Raw genomic sequence first — 15,016 nt, forward strand, 5'->3', positions numbered from 1 at the left:
CGTTCCCTTTTCAATTGCTTATTTTTCTATTTACACATAATTATTTAAACACCCGCGAAGAAATATAACAACTTAGCCGCTAGATAGATGGGTAGATTCTAATGAAATAAAAGCGACGAGCACTAATCCTGGTCTTAGGAGCGTAACCACTGATTTTTAGGACCAGCATGTTATGATGAGGCTAATTAACAACGGGAGGTAACGTTTATGCAAATTGGATTTATTGGGACGGGCGTCATGGGAACTGGGATTGTGAAGAATCTCTTACAGGCTGGTCGGTCAGTGGTCGTCTTCAACAGAACCAAGGCGCACGCACATGCCGTTTTGGATGCCGGGGCGACCTGGGCCGATACGCCACAAGCGGTCGCTACCCAATCGGATATCGTGATGACGATGGTGGGCTATCCCAGTGATGTGGAGGCCGTTTATTCTGGTGATCACGGTGTTTTTGCGGGGATTCAAGCTGGTAGTGTGGTGGTCGATATGACGACGAGTACGCCAGCTCTCGCAGTCAAATTAACCGAAATTGCCCATGACCATGGGGTTCAAGCACTGGATGCGCCCGTTTCTGGTGGTGACGTTGGCGCTAAGAACGCGACATTAACGGTTATGGTAGGGGGCGACCAGGGTGCGTACGACCGGGTCTTGCCAGTCTTTGAACAGTTGGGTCAGCGCGTGAGTTATTTTGGCGGTGCAGGTAAGGGGCAGCATACCAAGATGGCCAATCAAATCATGATTGCTGGGACGATGACGGGGCTGACGGAAATGTTGGTCTACGCCAAGGCAGCCGGATTGAATCTGCCACAGGTACTTGCAACGTTGAGTAGTGGTGGTGCTGACAACTGGAGCATGGACAACTACGTTCCCCGAATTCTGAAGGGGGATTACGCGCCCGGTTTCTTCGCTAAGCATTTTCTCAAAGACTTGCGAATTGCCTTGCAGGAGGCGGATCGGATGTCTCTCGATTTGCCCGCTACCAAGCAGGCTAAACTGCTCTATGAGGCCATGGTGGAAGACTTTGACTTAGGCGACGATGGGACACAGGGCCTGATCAAAACTTACGAACAGAAACAATGATGCCAGCGTAATGGTCATTATATGTCAGAGAAAAGGGACCGGAAAATTAACTTTCCGGTCCCTTTTCTATTTGATTGTTCTTTTAAATCAGCCTGCCCACTTTACCTGAATTAAAAGGTCTTTTTAAGAGTTACCACCGGTGCGCCATCTTCAGCGAATGGCTCCCCAATTACCTGATAGCCACAGCGTTCGTAAAAGCTCTTGGCCGTCAGTTCACCGTCAATTAAGCCGGAGAGAAAACCGTGTTCCTGAGCCCAGGCTTCACCAGCTTGGAGGACTTGGCGCCCAATTCCTTGACTGCGAAGTTGCCGGCTGGTGCAGACCCGGCCAAAACGCATTTCCGTAGCCGACTGGGGTTCTAAGCGCAACGTACCAACGGGCAATTCTGGCCGTTGGTATGCCACGACGTACAAACGTTCAGGGGTATCGCGGTCATCGAACTCAACGTCACGGGGGATGCCCCGTTCAGTGACAAAGGTGGCCTGGCGTAGGGCCAAGGCCGCTGCTCGATTAAAGGGAGCGTTTGAAATCACGATTTCCATAGCGACCCCCTATTCGATCTCAGCGAAGAAGCTGTAGAGCTGTTCGCTAGTCAGTGCTTGCTTCTTGTCGCCCGCCACGTCGTAAGTGACTTTGCCGTGGTGCAAGACAATTAGCCGGTTGCCGTAGGTCAGGGCGTCTTCCATGTGATGAGTGATCATCAAACAGGTTAGCTTGTCTTGGGAGACCCGTTCGTTGGTTAGGTGCATCAAGTCTTGCCCAGTCCGGGGGTCGAGAGCCGCCGTATGTTCGTCCAGTAACAGAATTTCAGGACGCTTGAGAGTTGCCATCAGGAAACTTAATGCTTGGCGTTGGCCACCAGAGAGGTTGCCGGTCGCTGTTGTTAACCGTTCGTCGAGGCCGTTGTGCATGGTAGCTGTCAGTTCTTTGTAGTGGGCCATGTGTCGGTTTAAATTACGGGGCATGAGGCCGCGTCGCTGACCCCGGCGTTCAGCGAGTAATAAATTTTCGGCAACGGTCATCCGCGGAGCCGTCCCCAGTTTGGGGTCTTGAAAGACTCGGCCGAGAAAGCTGGTGCGTTTTTCCACGGAGTCATGGGAGATATCTTTACCGTTAAGAAGAATTTGACCACTATCGATACTGAGGTCACCCCCAATGGCGTTAAAGAGGGTCGATTTCCCCGCCCCGTTGGAACCCAGCACGGTGATGAAATCCCCAGCGTTAATGGTGAGGTTGAGGTGGTCCAGAATGGTAATCTCTTCTGGTGTGTTGCGATTAACTTTTAAGACCACGTTTTTAAGTTCGAGTAATGGTTTAGTCATTGGTATCCAACCCCCGTTTCAAAATATGCTTGAAGTTGAAAATGTTTTTGAAGACCGGCAACATCATGCAGATAGCCAGAATGATGGAGGAAATCAGGTTAAGGTCGTTGGCGCTGAACCCTAGCTTGAGGACCAATAGGAGGACGAACCGGTAGAGAATGCTCCCCAGGGTGACGGCGACTAGCCGTTGGTTCAGGGTCAAGTCACCAAAGGCCACCTCACCAATGATGATGGAAGCCAAGGCGATAACGATGATTCCGATACCCATGTTGACGTCAGAGTAACCGTTGTTTTGGGCAACCAGGGCGCCCCCGAAGGCGATTAAACCGTTGGAGACCATCAGTCCCATGATTTTCATGTTGTCGGTGTTGATTCCGAGTGATCGAGCCATCGTCTGGTTATCACCAGTGGCGATGAAGCCTTGGCCAAGTTCCGTTTGGAGGAAGTAGATGACCAGGGTCGTGATGACAATCATAACGACTGCGCCTAACACAACACTATCGAAGTATTGGGGTAGGGAAGCCAGAAAGTGGTTCTTAAACAATGTGGATTTTCCTAATAAAGAAACGTTGGCCCGACCCATGATCCGTAAGTTAACGGAGTAGCAGGCCGTCATGACTAAGATGCCGGCTAACAAAATGGGAATGTGGCCCTTGGTGTAGAGCAGACCAGTGATGAGTCCAGCGATGGCACCAATGGCGAACGCTAATAGTGTAGCAAGTAGCGGGTTCATTCCGTTACTGATGGCGGCGACGGCCGTGGCCGCTCCCAAGGGGAACGTCCCTTCAACGGTCATGTCGGCAAAATCTAGAATTCTAAAGGTCAGGAATAACCCAACCCCGAGGACGGCCCAGAGTAGGCCTTGCCCGATTGTGGATACTGCTAAACTCATTTGAAGACCTCCCCGTGTTCTTTGGCTTCCTTAACAACTGACGCTGGCAACGTGATGCCCAATTTTTTGGCTTGTGATAAGTTAATGGTCATTTCACCTTTGCGTTCAAACTTAATCGGTGTGTCGGCGGGTTTCTTACCCTTTAAAATAGCGGCAGTCATCTTACCCGTTTGAACACCAAGCTTGTATTGGTTGATACTTAACGTTGCTAATCCACCGGCCTTGACCATCGTATCGACGGCTGGGAAAACGGGGACCTTCTTGGCATTGGCTGTGGAGACCAACGTCTGCATGGCACTGGCCACGGTATTGTCGGTTGGTACGTAAACGGCGTCGACTTGGCTGACCATTTGTTGAGCAACTTGGTTTAAATCATTGGTGTTCGCAATGGAGTAGGCCTTCAGCGTCACATGTTGTTGTTTGCAGAGGGCTGCGAATTGGTGGTACTGTGCGGTGGCTGAGTCATCTGAGGATGTGTAGATGATGCCTAATGTCTTCATGTTTGGCATGATTTTTTGAATCAATTTTAATTGTGACTTGAGTGGTGCTTGGTCGGAAACGCCAGTGACGTTGTTACCAGGGTGTTCGTTACTCTTGACCAGGTGGGCTCCCTCGGGGTCGGTGATGGCTCCAAGAACGACGGGGATGTTGGAACTGGCATTGGCCAGCGCTTGCGCGGATGGCGTGGCAATGCCAATCATGGCATCGGCGTTCTCGTTGACGAAGCGGGCACTCATCGTTTTCAGATTACTCTGATCATTTTGTGCGTTTTGAAAGTCGATCTTCACGTTTTTACCAACGTGGTAGCCCTCTTCGGCTAACCCGTGAATGATTCCTTTATGGATGGCATCCAGGGCCGGGTGAGAAAGGAGTTGTAAGATGCCGACCGTTGGTACCTTGGCTTTCTGAGCAGTTTGGTGTTTCTCTTGAACAAAGGCGAAACCGAGAAAAACAAGTAAAATGGTAATGAGTCCGTATAATCGTTTCATTTTCTAATCAACCTCACTTATTCTGGAATTGGCAGTCGATACAAAAAGGGCACCCAGTCCGGCCGGGTGCCCAAAGAAAAAGGCCCGCAAAACCGGATAGTAAACATCCGTGCGGGCCATTGCATCAGAAAGTTAGCCGGCGCAGATGCGAGAATCGCTCTGGGAGCTCAAGTCGCATCAACACTGATGAGACTTGATTACCGGCTTTGCCAACGTCCATTAAGTTCAATCGCAGACATTTGCATATAACTTTCCTTCCTTCCGTTTTGATTAAATTTAGTGTACGGCATTGCTGAAAGACCGTCAACCTTAATTTTCAATTTTTTGAAAGTGTTGGTTGGCTGAGTTGCTGGGTTGCCCGCCTCCGGTGGCCGGGACTGGGGACCGCTGTGGGGACCGGCGCAAGCCTGAGAAGCGGTCTTGCCCCTCGGTTAGAAGCCTCGGATAATGCCCCGAGTCTCCTAACCGTCCCACAGTGTAACCTGGCCTAAAACGCCAGGCAACACTGTTGTCACTGCGGTCCCCAGTCCCAGCCACCTGCGGCTACTTTGAGCTGATGACATCTAATCAGATGGTGAAAATTATGGGCAATCGTCATGATTGTTTCTATAACAATACGCTGCATTGGTGGATGACCGAGTGGTAAAGCATGACAATCTTTCAGAGATGTGTGTGCAGGCTAATGTGCTGTTACCCGGTCGCACTAAACGGCTCTGAAAATATTGTTGGTCATCACCCAATTTTTGGTATACTGAACGATAACGGTTGATGGTTAAACACAAGTTAAGCCGGAGGCGGGCAGGTTGGGGCCAGCTGTGAAAATGGCGTTAGCTAGTGGGTTGCTAGCTTACGCCATGGGCGACTTTGAAGACGGGGGGATTGTCCTGGCTTCAAATCGAGCGAGAAGCCCGGTTCTCAGGCTGGAGCGTCCCCATATCAGGTCCCAATCTGACCGCCGGAGCGCGACCATTACAACAAGTATACATAATTTAAACCAATTTTGAATCAGTACAGCAAGGAGGCTGCTCATGAAGATTGCAATCCTGACGGACACGTCGGCTGGTATTGCCTTTGATGAGGCTAAACAACGGCACATCCACCTGTTATCAGCACCAATCATGTTTGGTAACCGGCAGTATCACGAGTACGAAGACTTGAGTACCGCGGATTATTATCGGTTGATGCGGCTATCTAAGTCTAAAAAAATGGTGCCAACCGCACCGCAATTGTCTATGCAGACGATTCAGGCGGCTTGTGCTGAGTTAGCTCAAGATGGGGTGACTGACGTCGTCATCATTGGGCCATCACTTGGTATTTCGGGCTTTGTGAATACGCTGGCCGCATTCGTGGAAAACATCACTAGCGTCCACGTGCATCCCTGGGATTCACGCGGTATCTTAACCACCATGGGTGAACAGGTTCGCTTAGCTGCGGCTTTGGCCGACCGGGGGGCGACCATCGATGAAATCTTTGAGCAGTTGACGAAGCTGCGGGCCACCACCCACAGTGCCTTTGTGATTGACTCCATTAAGCCACTGTTACGGACCGGTGCGGTAAATCCCAGTCATAGTCCTGGTCCAGCACCAATTTTGCCAGGTAAACCGATCTTAGTCTTCGAATCAAACGGGAAAATGCGAGTTGCCGGGAGTGCTTTGCGGTTGAAAGGGGCTCTCAGCGATTTCTTAGATGATCTGGCAACCGACATTGCTGGGGTCGCCCCGGTCAAGGCAACGATTCTGAACGCCGACCAACCGGAGACCACTGACCAGTGGGTGGCGACCGCCCAGGAACGCTTTCCTACCGTGACTTTTGAGACGGCTTTGATTGGTCCGAGCTTCGGCGTTCACGTCGGTGATGGAGCTATGGGACTCGCTTGGTGCCAAGATTATCGCAGCCTGTTAGCTCCCGAAAATGAGAACTAAATTAAAATTAGGGTTGACAGGGCTATTTCAAAATGGTTAACTGGTAATTGTAAATTGATAAATGAAAGGGATTATGACTTATGAAATTAATCAGCCTAACTCATTTAAATAACCAGTTTGCCTTTAGCTTTTTCTTTAGATAGCGTTTGTATTCATTTCGTTGGATACGAACGCACCGCACAATTGCGTTTGTATCTATCGGTTAGCTAAAGTTTTTCAGCATGACTTAGCGCCAGATAGATACGGGTTAATCTATCTGGAGAAATAATATCGGGCCCGATATACACCAGGTAGATTCTATTCAGAATCTATCTGGTGTTTTTTGTTTTTCTGGCAGCCCTGGACGCAGGGTCACCGCACTGGAAACTGGTTATAAATTTACCAATTAGTCTTAACTAAATAACGTTCCATGACCGGAACGATAACGAAAATTACACATTCTTGGAGGAATTGATTATGAAAAAACTACTTATGAGTGGCATTGCCTTATTAGGTTTAGGGTTAGTTTTAGCAGGGTGTTCCAGCAAGTCGACCGCCAGCAACGGCAACTTAAAGGTTGGGATGTTGCAGGTCGTGCAGCACGGGTCACTCGACGAGGCTCGGCAAGGATTCAAAGCCGGTTTGAAGCAGGAATTGAAGGCCCATCACAAATCGACTAAGGTGACCTACCACTACTTAAACGCACAGGGTGATCAAGCTAACTTGAATACCATGAGTCAACAATTGGTTCAACAAAAGAATGATTTATTAGTTGGTATCGCCACCCCAGCCGCTCAGGCCTTAGCCAAGAAGACGAAGACCACCCCAACGTTGGTCACCGCCGTGACTGATTTAAAGTCAGCTGGTTTGGTCAAATCCAGCAGTAAGCCGCAGACCAACGTCAGTGGAACGAGTGATATGACGCCGGTGGGCCTGCAACTCAAGTTATTGGCTAGCATGGTCAAAGGCAACAAGCCACTGGGAGTGATGTACAACTCTTCGGAAGAAAATTCTGTTCTACAAGTTAAGCTTGCTAAGGCGTACGCCAAGAAGCACCATTTGAATTTGAAGATTGTCAGTGCCACTAGCACCAACGATGTGACCAGTGTGTTAGCTGGTTTGACCGGCAAGGTATCTGGCCTGTACTTACCAACCGACAACTTGATGGCGAGTGCCATGAAGACCATCGGCCAGAAGGCTAAGGCTGCCAAGTTACCAGTCGTCACTGGATCGATTGAAATGGCGCAAGATGGTGGGACCGCTACTTACGGCATCAACTACTACGACTTGGGCAAGCAGACCGGGAAGATGGCCTACGACGTCTTAGTTAACAAAAAGAAGCCACAAAACATGGCTGTTCAAGAATCTAAGAAATTGCATTTATACATTAACCAGACCAACACCAAAGCAATTGGCATGAAGCCTAGTCAAATTACGAAACCTTAGAAAGGGGTAACTTCTATGTTAATCACCAGTATCGGGCAGGGCCTCCTGTGGGCACCCCTAGTCATCGGCGTTTTCATCACGTTCCGCATCTTAGATATTCCCGATTTAACCACCGAGGGGAGCTTCCCTTTGGGGGCGGCTGTGACGGTCAGCGCCATGTTGAGTGGTCAGTCCGCAGTCACTGCCAGCTTACTGGGCTTCCTCGCTGGCTGTGTGGCCGGTTGGGTCACCGGTATCCTCGACACCAAGCTACACATGCCATCCTTACTTGCCGGTATTTTGACGATGACCGGGCTGTACTCCGTCAACATGCACATCATGGGTAAGTCTAACGTGCCGCTGTTATCACAGAAAGTTTTGACCAATTACTTACCAGCGACGTGGTCAGTCGATTTGCAAACGATTGTCGTTGGGGCACTGGTTACTGGGGTTGTGGTGGCCGTCTTGATCTGGTTGTTCAAGACACGGTTAGGATTGTCTTTAATGGCCACTGGGAACAACGCGGCCATGAGCTCGGCCAACGGAATTTACACGGACCGGATGGTCATTATCGGTTACATGGTCTCCAACGGGTGCATCGCTTTATCCGGAGCCCTGATTGCGCAAAGCAACGGGTACGCTGATATTGGGATGGGAATTGGGACCATCGTGATTGGATTGGCCTCAGTCTTGGTTGGGGAAATCTTCTTACGGGGCCGGCAGATTTGGTTACGCCTGTCTGCCATGGTTCTGGGGGCCATCATCTACCGTTACTTATTGACGGTGGCGATGGGGTTAGGTTTCCCGGTCGACGACCTCAAAATTCTTTCGGCGGGAATCTTAGTCATTGTCATTTGCCTGCCAATCATTCGCAACAAGTACCGGACACGTCAACAACTTAAACGTTACCTCAAACAGTTAGGAGCCGATGAACATGAAGCAAAACCAGTCAGCAGTCTTAAGCGTCAAGCATCTCCAGAAGGTCTTCTTTCCCGGGACACCAAATGAACGGCACGTCTTAAAGAACGTGAGTCTGACGATTGAGCCGGGGGATTTTGTTTCAGTCATCGGAAATAATGGGGCTGGGAAGTCAACCCTCCTGAACACAATTGCGGGCACCTTAACAGCAGACGCTGGGGACCTCACGTTGGCTGGACACAGTGTGACCAAAAAGTCGGTGGCGTACCGGGCTAAATGGTTATCCCGTGTCTTCCAGGACCCTAAGATGGGGACGGCAGGTGAGCTGAGTGTGGCGCAGAATTTGACGCTAGCTCAGCGGCATACGCATAGTATGAGTCTGCATTTGTACCGTAACGCGAAGCAAGAGGCCGCGTACCAGGACTTATTACGGCCCTTACAAATGGGGTTGGAAGACCGACTGACGACGCAGGTGAAGTACTTATCTGGTGGGCAACGTCAGGCGTTATCCCTGTTGATGGCGACATTGAGTCATCCGGAATTACTACTGCTAGACGAACACACGGCGGCGTTAGATCCACAAACCAGTGCCAAGGTGATGGAGCTGACACAAAAGATTGTCGAAACAAATCATTTAACGACCATGATGATTACCCATAAAATGAGTGACGCATTGACCTATGGCAACCGACTCGTCATGGTGCAAGACGGGCAGGTCAAGCTAGATGTCTGTGGTGCCGAGAAGCAAAATCTCCGGCAAGAGGAGCTGATGGCACTGTTTGCTGAATAGGCTAGTGTTGGTGTGAATGATGTTGGCACAGTGATTTGAAGCCGCCTGCGGCAGCCAGGTGCCACGCTGTGGGACCCGGTCGAAGCCAAAGGGCGGTCTTCAACCTCGCCTCGCAGCCTCGATAGCCCCGAGTCTGTGAGGTCGGCCCAGCTAGTAAGCCAGCTCAGAACGCTGACTAACTAGCTCGACACAGCGTGACACCTGGCTGCCTCCGGTTTCAGTGTGATGATGGATTCGTCAGTGAAGTCGGGATTGTGCCATAATACTTGCTTTGGGATGTGTGAGTGTGATGAAGATTGGTCGGGTTATCGGTGGGCGTTGCCTGGACTGAACTATTTAGTATTGCTTTCAGCATATTAGCTAATGTTTAATTATTAAGATGTTGCTGCCACTGATACCACTAATGCACTGTCTTTGATTTACAGTAAATCTTAGCCGGAGGTTGGCAGGGATGGCGGCAGCTGTGACGGTGATGTTGAAGCGGGTGGGATTCCCGGTTCTACATCACGGGACGAACTTAAAGACCGCGCGTTCTTGGCGGGGGCTTTAAGTCGAGGAGCAAGACCGCTTTTCAGGCTTGCTCCGGTCCCCACAGCAGGCGCTATCCCTGCCAACCGGAGGCGGCAATTTAAGGTAACAAAAAGGTGAGGTTCGCCAAGCGGCGACCTCACCTTTCGTGTGTTTAGGGTTATATCAGCGACATTAAATTGTTGAGAAAATGCAGCGCGGTACTATACCGAACATCTTTGAAATGCAGGTACGCAATCCCTAGGACCCACCCGAGGGCGGAGTACATTAGCAACGTAAACGAGATGTTGTTCGCGTGCATGAATCCAAAAATGAGGCCCGAGACCAGGACGCCCAAGAAGTTCATGAGCTTGGTGTTTTTACTGAAAAAGTAGTTCAGGAAGATTCCGCGGAAAATAATTTCTTCGACGAACGGGGCGAAGAGAATAGCGTAGGCCAGGTTCCAAAATGGAAATTGCATGACCTGTTGATTGATAGTGGTTTGGTTGGCGGGACTACTCAGAATGTGGAGACTGGTCAGTACGATCCAAAGCCGTTGAATGGCCATCATCAGGACGAAGAAACCCATGAGTTGCCAGAACCGCTGGCTCGTCAATTTGGTTCGACCGAAACCGCGGGGGTTATTGGCGCGCAACTGTTTATTGTATCGCCAGGCCAGAAAGGCTAGTAGCAGTGCCGAATAAATCAGCATGGCTCCAACTAATCGGTTGGCCAGGTTGGGCTGACTAGCGTGCGTGGTGGCCAGGTCTAAGATCAAGCTGTCGACCAGGTAAATAAAGATGAAGCCGATCCAACGCAGACTGCGTAAGAGCCAGTCACCCAGATCCCGCCCCATTTTCGTTAACGTATTCATCTAACTGAGGGGCCTCCTTATCACTTATTTATCGTATTTGCCGATTTCAATTAAGTTTTCATCCGGGTCGCGAACGTAGATGGATGTCATGTTGCCGAGGGCCCCTTGCTTAGGAAGTGGACCGTCGATGATTTCCACCGCATAGTTGGTCAAGTGAGACAAAATGTTGGCCAGGGGATCTGTGGCGATGATGGCAAAGTCTGCACCACCAACCGTGGGATGCTTAGCGACTGGCAAGTGGGGTTCGTCGCTCTGTTGGAAATTGATTTTTTGTTTGCCGATTTTGACCCCACGCCGACCGTCATCAAATTCAATGATGGGGAGGTCGAATACTTCGTGGTACCAACGCACGGAGCGTTCGATATCACTAACGGTGAGGGTGAGGTGATCAATGTTACGAATATTCATAGATAGTCAGTCCTTAGGCAATAAATTTCACCCATTATAGCATAGATTCCCACCGGCCCCTAAACCATCAAGTTGACGTAACCGGGCTTTTCGTGGTAAATTACTACCAATATATGTTATGAATAAAGGCCTTGACCGTGTCAGGGCTTTTTTCTGCGTGAGAGAAGAAGGGAAGGGACTAAACGTGCCATTATTAGAAGTCGACGACTTAAGCATGAGTTTCGCCGACAAGAAGCTCTACGAAAACGCCAGTTTCACCTTAAACAAGGGTGAACACATGGGTGTTGTGGGGCAAAACGGTGTGGGAAAATCCACATTGATCAAGATTATTACGGGACAGGAGCTCCCATTGACTGGTTCAGTGAAATGGCAAAAGAAGACTCACATTGGGTACTTGGACCAATACGCTGACATTCCTGATGGCATGCAGCTGATTGATTTCCTCCATACAGCCTACGCTGACCTGTACGAAATGAATGACCGGATGACGGCCATGTACACGGAATATGCGGAAACTATGGAAGACAAGTTACTGGAGCGGGCCGGCCGGATTCAAGAACAGCTGGACGCCCGGAACTTCTACGATATTGAAACGGAAATTGAACGGGTCATTTCTGGACTAGGACTCGATGACATTGGCCGGGACCACGAAGTTGCTAAGATGTCTGGTGGGCAACGGTCCAAGATTATTTTGGCCAAGTTGTTGTTGGAAAATCCAGACGTGATTCTTTTGGACGAACCGACCAACTACCTTGACGTTGCCCACATTGCCTGGTTGGAAGACTATCTCAATAACTTTGATGGAGCAGCGTTGATCATCTCCCATGATTATGATTTCCTGCAAAACGTGACGAACTGTATTATCAACGTGGCGTTTGGGGCGATTACAAAATACCGGGGGAACTTCAAGCAGGCCATGCGACAACGGGGCGAACGCGAAAAGGCGCAACAGCGTGAGTTTGACAAGCAACAGGTCGTGATTGAAAAGGCCGAACGCTTTATTCGAAAGAACAAGGCCGGTTCGAAGTCGACCATGGCTAAGTCACGAGAAAAGATGCTGAACCGGATCGACCGAGTCGATCCACCTTCGACGAACGTTCAGGCCCATTTCGATTTCCCTTACCAGGAAACGGGTTCGCAAAACGCGTTGGTGGTTGACCAGCTTTCCGTTGGGTACGAGCGGCCACTGTTGAAACCCGTAACGTTTTCCGTGACGACTAACCAAAAGGTCGGTTTGACCGGGTTCAACGGGGTTGGTAAATCAACGTTGATCAAGTCAATTCTGGGGCTCATCAAGGCCAAGGGTGGAGAAGCACATTTCTCACCTTCTGCCAAGATCAGTTACTTCAGCCAGGACTTAGTTTGGGATAACAATCAACAGACCCCCTTACAAATTATCCAAGCCAAGTACGAAAAGTTGCCTCAAAAGGCAATTCGGACTAAGCTATCTAAGTGTGGGTTGGATTCGGCCAATGCCATGAAACCAATCGGGGAACTTTCCGGTGGGGAACAGACTAAGGTCAAGTTGGCCATGATGGAATTCGAACCCGCCAACTTCCTGATCATGGACGAACCGACGAACCATTTGGACGATGAAACCAAGCAGGCGCTGAAACAGGCTATCCTGAACTTTAACGGTAATGCTATCATCGTCAGCCATGAGGCTAGCTTCTACACTGGCCTAGTGGATAAGATTTTAAATGTAGAAAAGCTCAGTTTAAAAAATTCCGCTGAAAATTAGGTTGCAGGCTTATTACGTTTTCGTAAAAGGCGTTCCCTTTTTCAGAAAAATCCGTTACAGTTAACTGTGGTTAAGAAAATCGAAGGATAAAGGACGGAAAATCATGAGACGATTTAGGCAGCTCCTCGTCATTGTCGTGTTAGTGATTGCGGCGGGTGTCGGCATCAGTCGCATCTTCCACAAGGCTACGAACACTGCCACGGTTCGCACCACGCAGACCGCGGCCAAACAGCCTAGCGCAGAAGCAAAAACAATTAACTGGCGTGAACCGTCAGAAGATAAGGCTTATCCCAATCTGAAACAGCATCCGAATGCCTGGCTGGATGTCGATACTGGCCGGCAGCGGGTGTACGTTAAGGATGGCAGTCAGGTGCTCTACACCATGTACTGTTCGACGGGAACCGGTAAGAAGAATGGCACGCCGCACGGAACTTTTGCAATTCAGGAGGAACGGGGCAAGTTCTTTTACAACCAGTCTTCTGGAGAAGGCGCCAAGTATTGGGTCTCCTGGAAGGATCATGGTATCTACCTGTTCCACACGGTACCAACGGACGCAAACGGAAATTATATTAAGAGTGAAGCTGAAGAATTAGGTAAGTCGGCTGCCTCACACGGTTGTGTGCGGTTGTCGGTTGCCGATGCAAAGTGGGTCTACAACAACGTTCCTACTGGAATGAAAGTTGTGGTGCACTAGTCAGCAACGACTGAAAGTCTGGACAGTTTGTCCAGGCTTTTTTGTTTATTTTTGCAAGTCTTAGAAATTTTAAGCGAGCATGCCAGATTAGTAGAACCAGGTAGCCGGAAGAAGTCAGGGGTGACGTCCGTGGTGGTGGTGAAATAAGCTGACTGGTCAGCTTATTTCACGGGACGATCTTTGAGACGCTGGGTTAGGGCGGCTCAAAGTCGAGCCGGAGGACCGCTTCACAGGCCGCAGGCGGTCCCACGGCGGGCGTCGCCCCTGACTTCTGGAGGCGGGCATCAGAGCAGAGAAACTAAAAAAGGTTCGAGACCAAAACAGTCTCGAACCTTCAATACAAAGAGATTAAGCGTTAAAATTATCAGATTCAACGTCGCGGATGAACGTCGCCAAATGGTCGTAGTAAACCGGTGCATTGTCGATCATGTGATGGTGACCACCCTCAGGCGTCGTCACGAAACGTGAGTGCGGAATGAGTTCAGCCATCTTCTTACCAGTAGCGATTGGCATGGTTTCGTGTTCACCAAAGGTCAACAGGGTAGGAACCTTGATTTCCTTCAGGTGTTCACGGAAGTTCCATTCCTTCAGCTTACCCTTGATGACGAATTCGTTGTCCCCTTGGAAGGCACCGTAAACGTCGGTAGCCATCGTGCTGATCAAATGGGAAATGGCAGCGGGCTTCTTCCGGTCCACGTAGCCATCGTTTAAGATGTCCACGTAACTTTGATACTTAGGATCGTCGTAGTTGCCATCAGCTTCAACTTGCTTCATGTAAGCAACTTGGTCGGCAGACAGTGCGGTTTCTCGAATGTGGTTGATGCTTTCAACGTATTCATCGATGTTATCAACCATGGACGAAATGATGGCACCCTTTAAATGTTGACCATACTTGGCAGCGTACATTTGAACTAAAGCGCCACCCCATGATTGGCCAATCAGGTAAAATTTGTCGATACCTAATTTTTGACGAACTTCTTCAACTTCGTCCAAGAAGTAGTCGTAAGTCAGGTACTTCTTAGCGGTTTCAGGGTCACTGAAGTCAGGTTGGTCTGAGTACCATGAGCCAAGTTGGTCGTACATGTGGACCTGAACGTTAAGGCCCTGTTTAGCTAATTGTTTCGCGGTATCTTCCCAGTATTCGTGGTTACCACCAGGGCCACCGTGTAGTGCCAGCAGGTGAATATCACCAGTGCCTTGGGTGTTGGTCCAGAGATGGTAGCCGTTGTCTAACGTAATAATCGTGGTGCCTTGTTTCATGGAAGATCCCCCGTTTCTAATTAAGTTATTATTATTCTATCACTGTTGTCTCAAAATCGAAACCGACTTCTCTGTAATGAATGAGAGTGGGACAGAAGGCGGTCAGTCAATGGGCATTAACGTCGACAGATGAATAATCCCGATTTTTGATTGTTTGTCTATCGGGGTTAAGCGGAGTTGACTGCCTGTTGGCGCACGTTTCGACCATATACGTTCGG

14 protein-coding genes are annotated in these 15,016 nt (G+C 49.6%); 7 read left to right on the plus strand and 7 right to left on the minus strand.

Translation table 11 applies throughout. The features are described from left to right. Positions 1-207 precede the first annotated feature (207 nt). The gene (locus AB3Y94_RS11320) at positions 208-1,077 is read left to right on the plus strand and encodes an NAD(P)-dependent oxidoreductase (protein WP_367296306.1); all 870 of its coding nucleotides are present in this window, start codon (positions 208-210) and stop codon (positions 1,075-1,077) included. A gap of 110 nt (positions 1,078-1,187) precedes the next feature. Here AB3Y94_RS11320 and AB3Y94_RS11325 read toward each other — a convergent pair whose 3' ends face one another. The 4 genes from AB3Y94_RS11325 to trpX are packed head-to-tail and all read right to left on the minus strand — an operon-like array spanning position 1,188 to position 4,280. Then, the gene (locus AB3Y94_RS11325; RefSeq protein WP_367296307.1) at positions 1,188-1,619 is read right to left on the minus strand and encodes a GNAT family N-acetyltransferase; all 432 of its coding nucleotides are present in this window, start codon (positions 1,617-1,619) and stop codon (positions 1,188-1,190) included. Between the two features lie 9 nt (positions 1,620-1,628). Next, positions 1,629-2,399 (minus strand): ABC transporter ATP-binding protein, encoded by a 771-nt coding sequence (locus AB3Y94_RS11330; RefSeq protein WP_367296308.1) that lies wholly within the window; start codon positions 2,397-2,399, stop codon positions 1,629-1,631. Further along, positions 2,392-3,291, minus strand: a complete 900-nt coding sequence (locus AB3Y94_RS11335; protein ID WP_367296309.1) for an ABC transporter permease — start codon at positions 3,289-3,291, stop codon at positions 2,392-2,394. Before AB3Y94_RS11335 ends, AB3Y94_RS11330 begins: the two co-directional genes overlap by 8 nt. Then, entirely contained in the window at positions 3,288-4,280 is a 993-nt protein-coding gene (gene trpX / locus AB3Y94_RS11340) for a tryptophan ABC transporter substrate-binding protein (RefSeq protein WP_367296310.1), read from the minus strand. Before trpX ends, AB3Y94_RS11335 begins: the two co-directional genes overlap by 4 nt. Positions 4,281-5,308: 1,028 nt before the next feature. On the opposite strand from trpX, the gene AB3Y94_RS11345 reads away from it, so the two are divergent. The 4 genes from AB3Y94_RS11345 to AB3Y94_RS11360 all read left to right on the plus strand — a co-directional run bounded on the left by AB3Y94_RS11345 (position 5,309) and on the right by AB3Y94_RS11360 (position 9,314). Next, positions 5,309-6,202 carry a DegV family protein gene (locus AB3Y94_RS11345; protein ID WP_367296311.1) on the plus strand — a complete coding sequence of 298 codons (894 nt, stop codon included), beginning with the start codon at positions 5,309-5,311 and terminating at the stop codon, positions 6,200-6,202. 456 nt (positions 6,203-6,658) lie between these two features. Further along, positions 6,659-7,627, plus strand: coding sequence for an ABC transporter substrate-binding protein (locus AB3Y94_RS11350; protein WP_367296312.1), 969 nt, complete (start codon positions 6,659-6,661; stop codon positions 7,625-7,627). A 15-nt stretch (positions 7,628-7,642) separates the two neighbouring features. Next, entirely contained in the window at positions 7,643-8,614 is a 972-nt protein-coding gene (locus AB3Y94_RS11355) for an ABC transporter permease (protein ID WP_367296313.1), read from the plus strand. Beyond that, positions 8,541-9,314 (plus strand): ABC transporter ATP-binding protein, encoded by a 774-nt coding sequence (locus AB3Y94_RS11360; protein WP_367296314.1) that lies wholly within the window; start codon positions 8,541-8,543, stop codon positions 9,312-9,314. Before AB3Y94_RS11355 ends, AB3Y94_RS11360 begins: the two co-directional genes overlap by 74 nt. Positions 9,315-10,002: 688 nt before the next feature. On the opposite strand, the gene AB3Y94_RS11365 is transcribed toward AB3Y94_RS11360, so the two are convergent. Both AB3Y94_RS11365 and AB3Y94_RS11370 read right to left on the minus strand, forming a co-directional pair. Further along, the gene (locus tag AB3Y94_RS11365) at positions 10,003-10,695 is read right to left on the minus strand and encodes a CPBP family intramembrane glutamic endopeptidase (RefSeq protein WP_367296315.1); all 693 of its coding nucleotides are present in this window, start codon (positions 10,693-10,695) and stop codon (positions 10,003-10,005) included. 24 nt (positions 10,696-10,719) lie between these two features. Continuing rightward, a complete protein-coding gene (locus AB3Y94_RS11370; protein WP_367296316.1) occupies positions 10,720-11,103 on the minus strand; it encodes a VOC family protein in 384 nt (127 codons plus the stop codon). Positions 11,104-11,317: 214 nt separating this feature from the next. Between AB3Y94_RS11370 and AB3Y94_RS11375 the strand changes: the two genes are divergently transcribed. Both AB3Y94_RS11375 and AB3Y94_RS11380 read left to right on the plus strand, forming a co-directional pair. Continuing rightward, positions 11,318-12,844 carry an ABC-F family ATP-binding cassette domain-containing protein gene (locus AB3Y94_RS11375; RefSeq protein ID WP_367296524.1) on the plus strand — a complete coding sequence of 509 codons (1,527 nt, stop codon included), beginning with the start codon at positions 11,318-11,320 and terminating at the stop codon, positions 12,842-12,844. 103 nt (positions 12,845-12,947) lie between these two features. Next, positions 12,948-13,538, plus strand: coding sequence for a L,D-transpeptidase (locus AB3Y94_RS11380; protein WP_125683145.1), 591 nt, complete (start codon positions 12,948-12,950; stop codon positions 13,536-13,538). Positions 13,539-13,886: 348 nt separating this feature from the next. On the opposite strand, the gene AB3Y94_RS11385 is transcribed toward AB3Y94_RS11380, so the two are convergent. Then, on the minus strand, positions 13,887-14,798 hold the full coding sequence (locus AB3Y94_RS11385; RefSeq protein ID WP_125692821.1) for a proline-specific peptidase family protein: 912 nt from the start codon (positions 14,796-14,798) through the stop codon (positions 13,887-13,889). Positions 14,799-15,016: the final 218 nt, after the last annotated feature.

The organism is Levilactobacillus yonginensis, from assembly GCF_964065165.1.
Classification (GTDB): domain Bacteria; phylum Bacillota; class Bacilli; order Lactobacillales; family Lactobacillaceae; genus Levilactobacillus; species Levilactobacillus yonginensis_A.

Coding starts and splice junctions, on each gene's coding strand:
- AB3Y94_RS11330 (WP_367296308.1), bottom strand. CDS start 2,399: ATGACTAAACCATTACTCGAACTTAAAAACGTGGTCTTAAAAGTTAAT.
- AB3Y94_RS11335 (WP_367296309.1), bottom strand. CDS start 3,291: ATGAGTTTAGCAGTATCCACAATCGGGCAAGGCCTACTCTGGGCCGTC.
- AB3Y94_RS11385 (WP_125692821.1), bottom strand. CDS start 14,798: ATGAAACAAGGCACCACGATTATTACGTTAGACAACGGCTACCATCTC.
- AB3Y94_RS11370 (WP_367296316.1), bottom strand. CDS start 11,103: ATGAATATTCGTAACATTGATCACCTCACCCTCACCGTTAGTGATATC.
- AB3Y94_RS11375 (WP_367296524.1), top strand. CDS start 11,318: ATGAGTTTCGCCGACAAGAAGCTCTACGAAAACGCCAGTTTCACCTTA.
- trpX (WP_367296310.1), bottom strand. CDS start 4,280: ATGAAACGATTATACGGACTCATTACCATTTTACTTGTTTTTCTCGGT.
- AB3Y94_RS11350 (WP_367296312.1), top strand. CDS start 6,659: ATGAAAAAACTACTTATGAGTGGCATTGCCTTATTAGGTTTAGGGTTA.
- AB3Y94_RS11345 (WP_367296311.1), top strand. CDS start 5,309: ATGAAGATTGCAATCCTGACGGACACGTCGGCTGGTATTGCCTTTGAT.
- AB3Y94_RS11365 (WP_367296315.1), bottom strand. CDS start 10,695: ATGAATACGTTAACGAAAATGGGGCGGGATCTGGGTGACTGGCTCTTA.
- AB3Y94_RS11380 (WP_125683145.1), top strand. CDS start 12,948: ATGAGACGATTTAGGCAGCTCCTCGTCATTGTCGTGTTAGTGATTGCG.
- AB3Y94_RS11325 (WP_367296307.1), bottom strand. CDS start 1,619: ATGGAAATCGTGATTTCAAACGCTCCCTTTAATCGAGCAGCGGCCTTG.
- AB3Y94_RS11355 (WP_367296313.1), top strand. CDS start 7,643: ATGTTAATCACCAGTATCGGGCAGGGCCTCCTGTGGGCACCCCTAGTC.
- AB3Y94_RS11320 (WP_367296306.1), top strand. CDS start 208: ATGCAAATTGGATTTATTGGGACGGGCGTCATGGGAACTGGGATTGTG.
- AB3Y94_RS11360 (WP_367296314.1), top strand. CDS start 8,541: ATGAAGCAAAACCAGTCAGCAGTCTTAAGCGTCAAGCATCTCCAGAAG.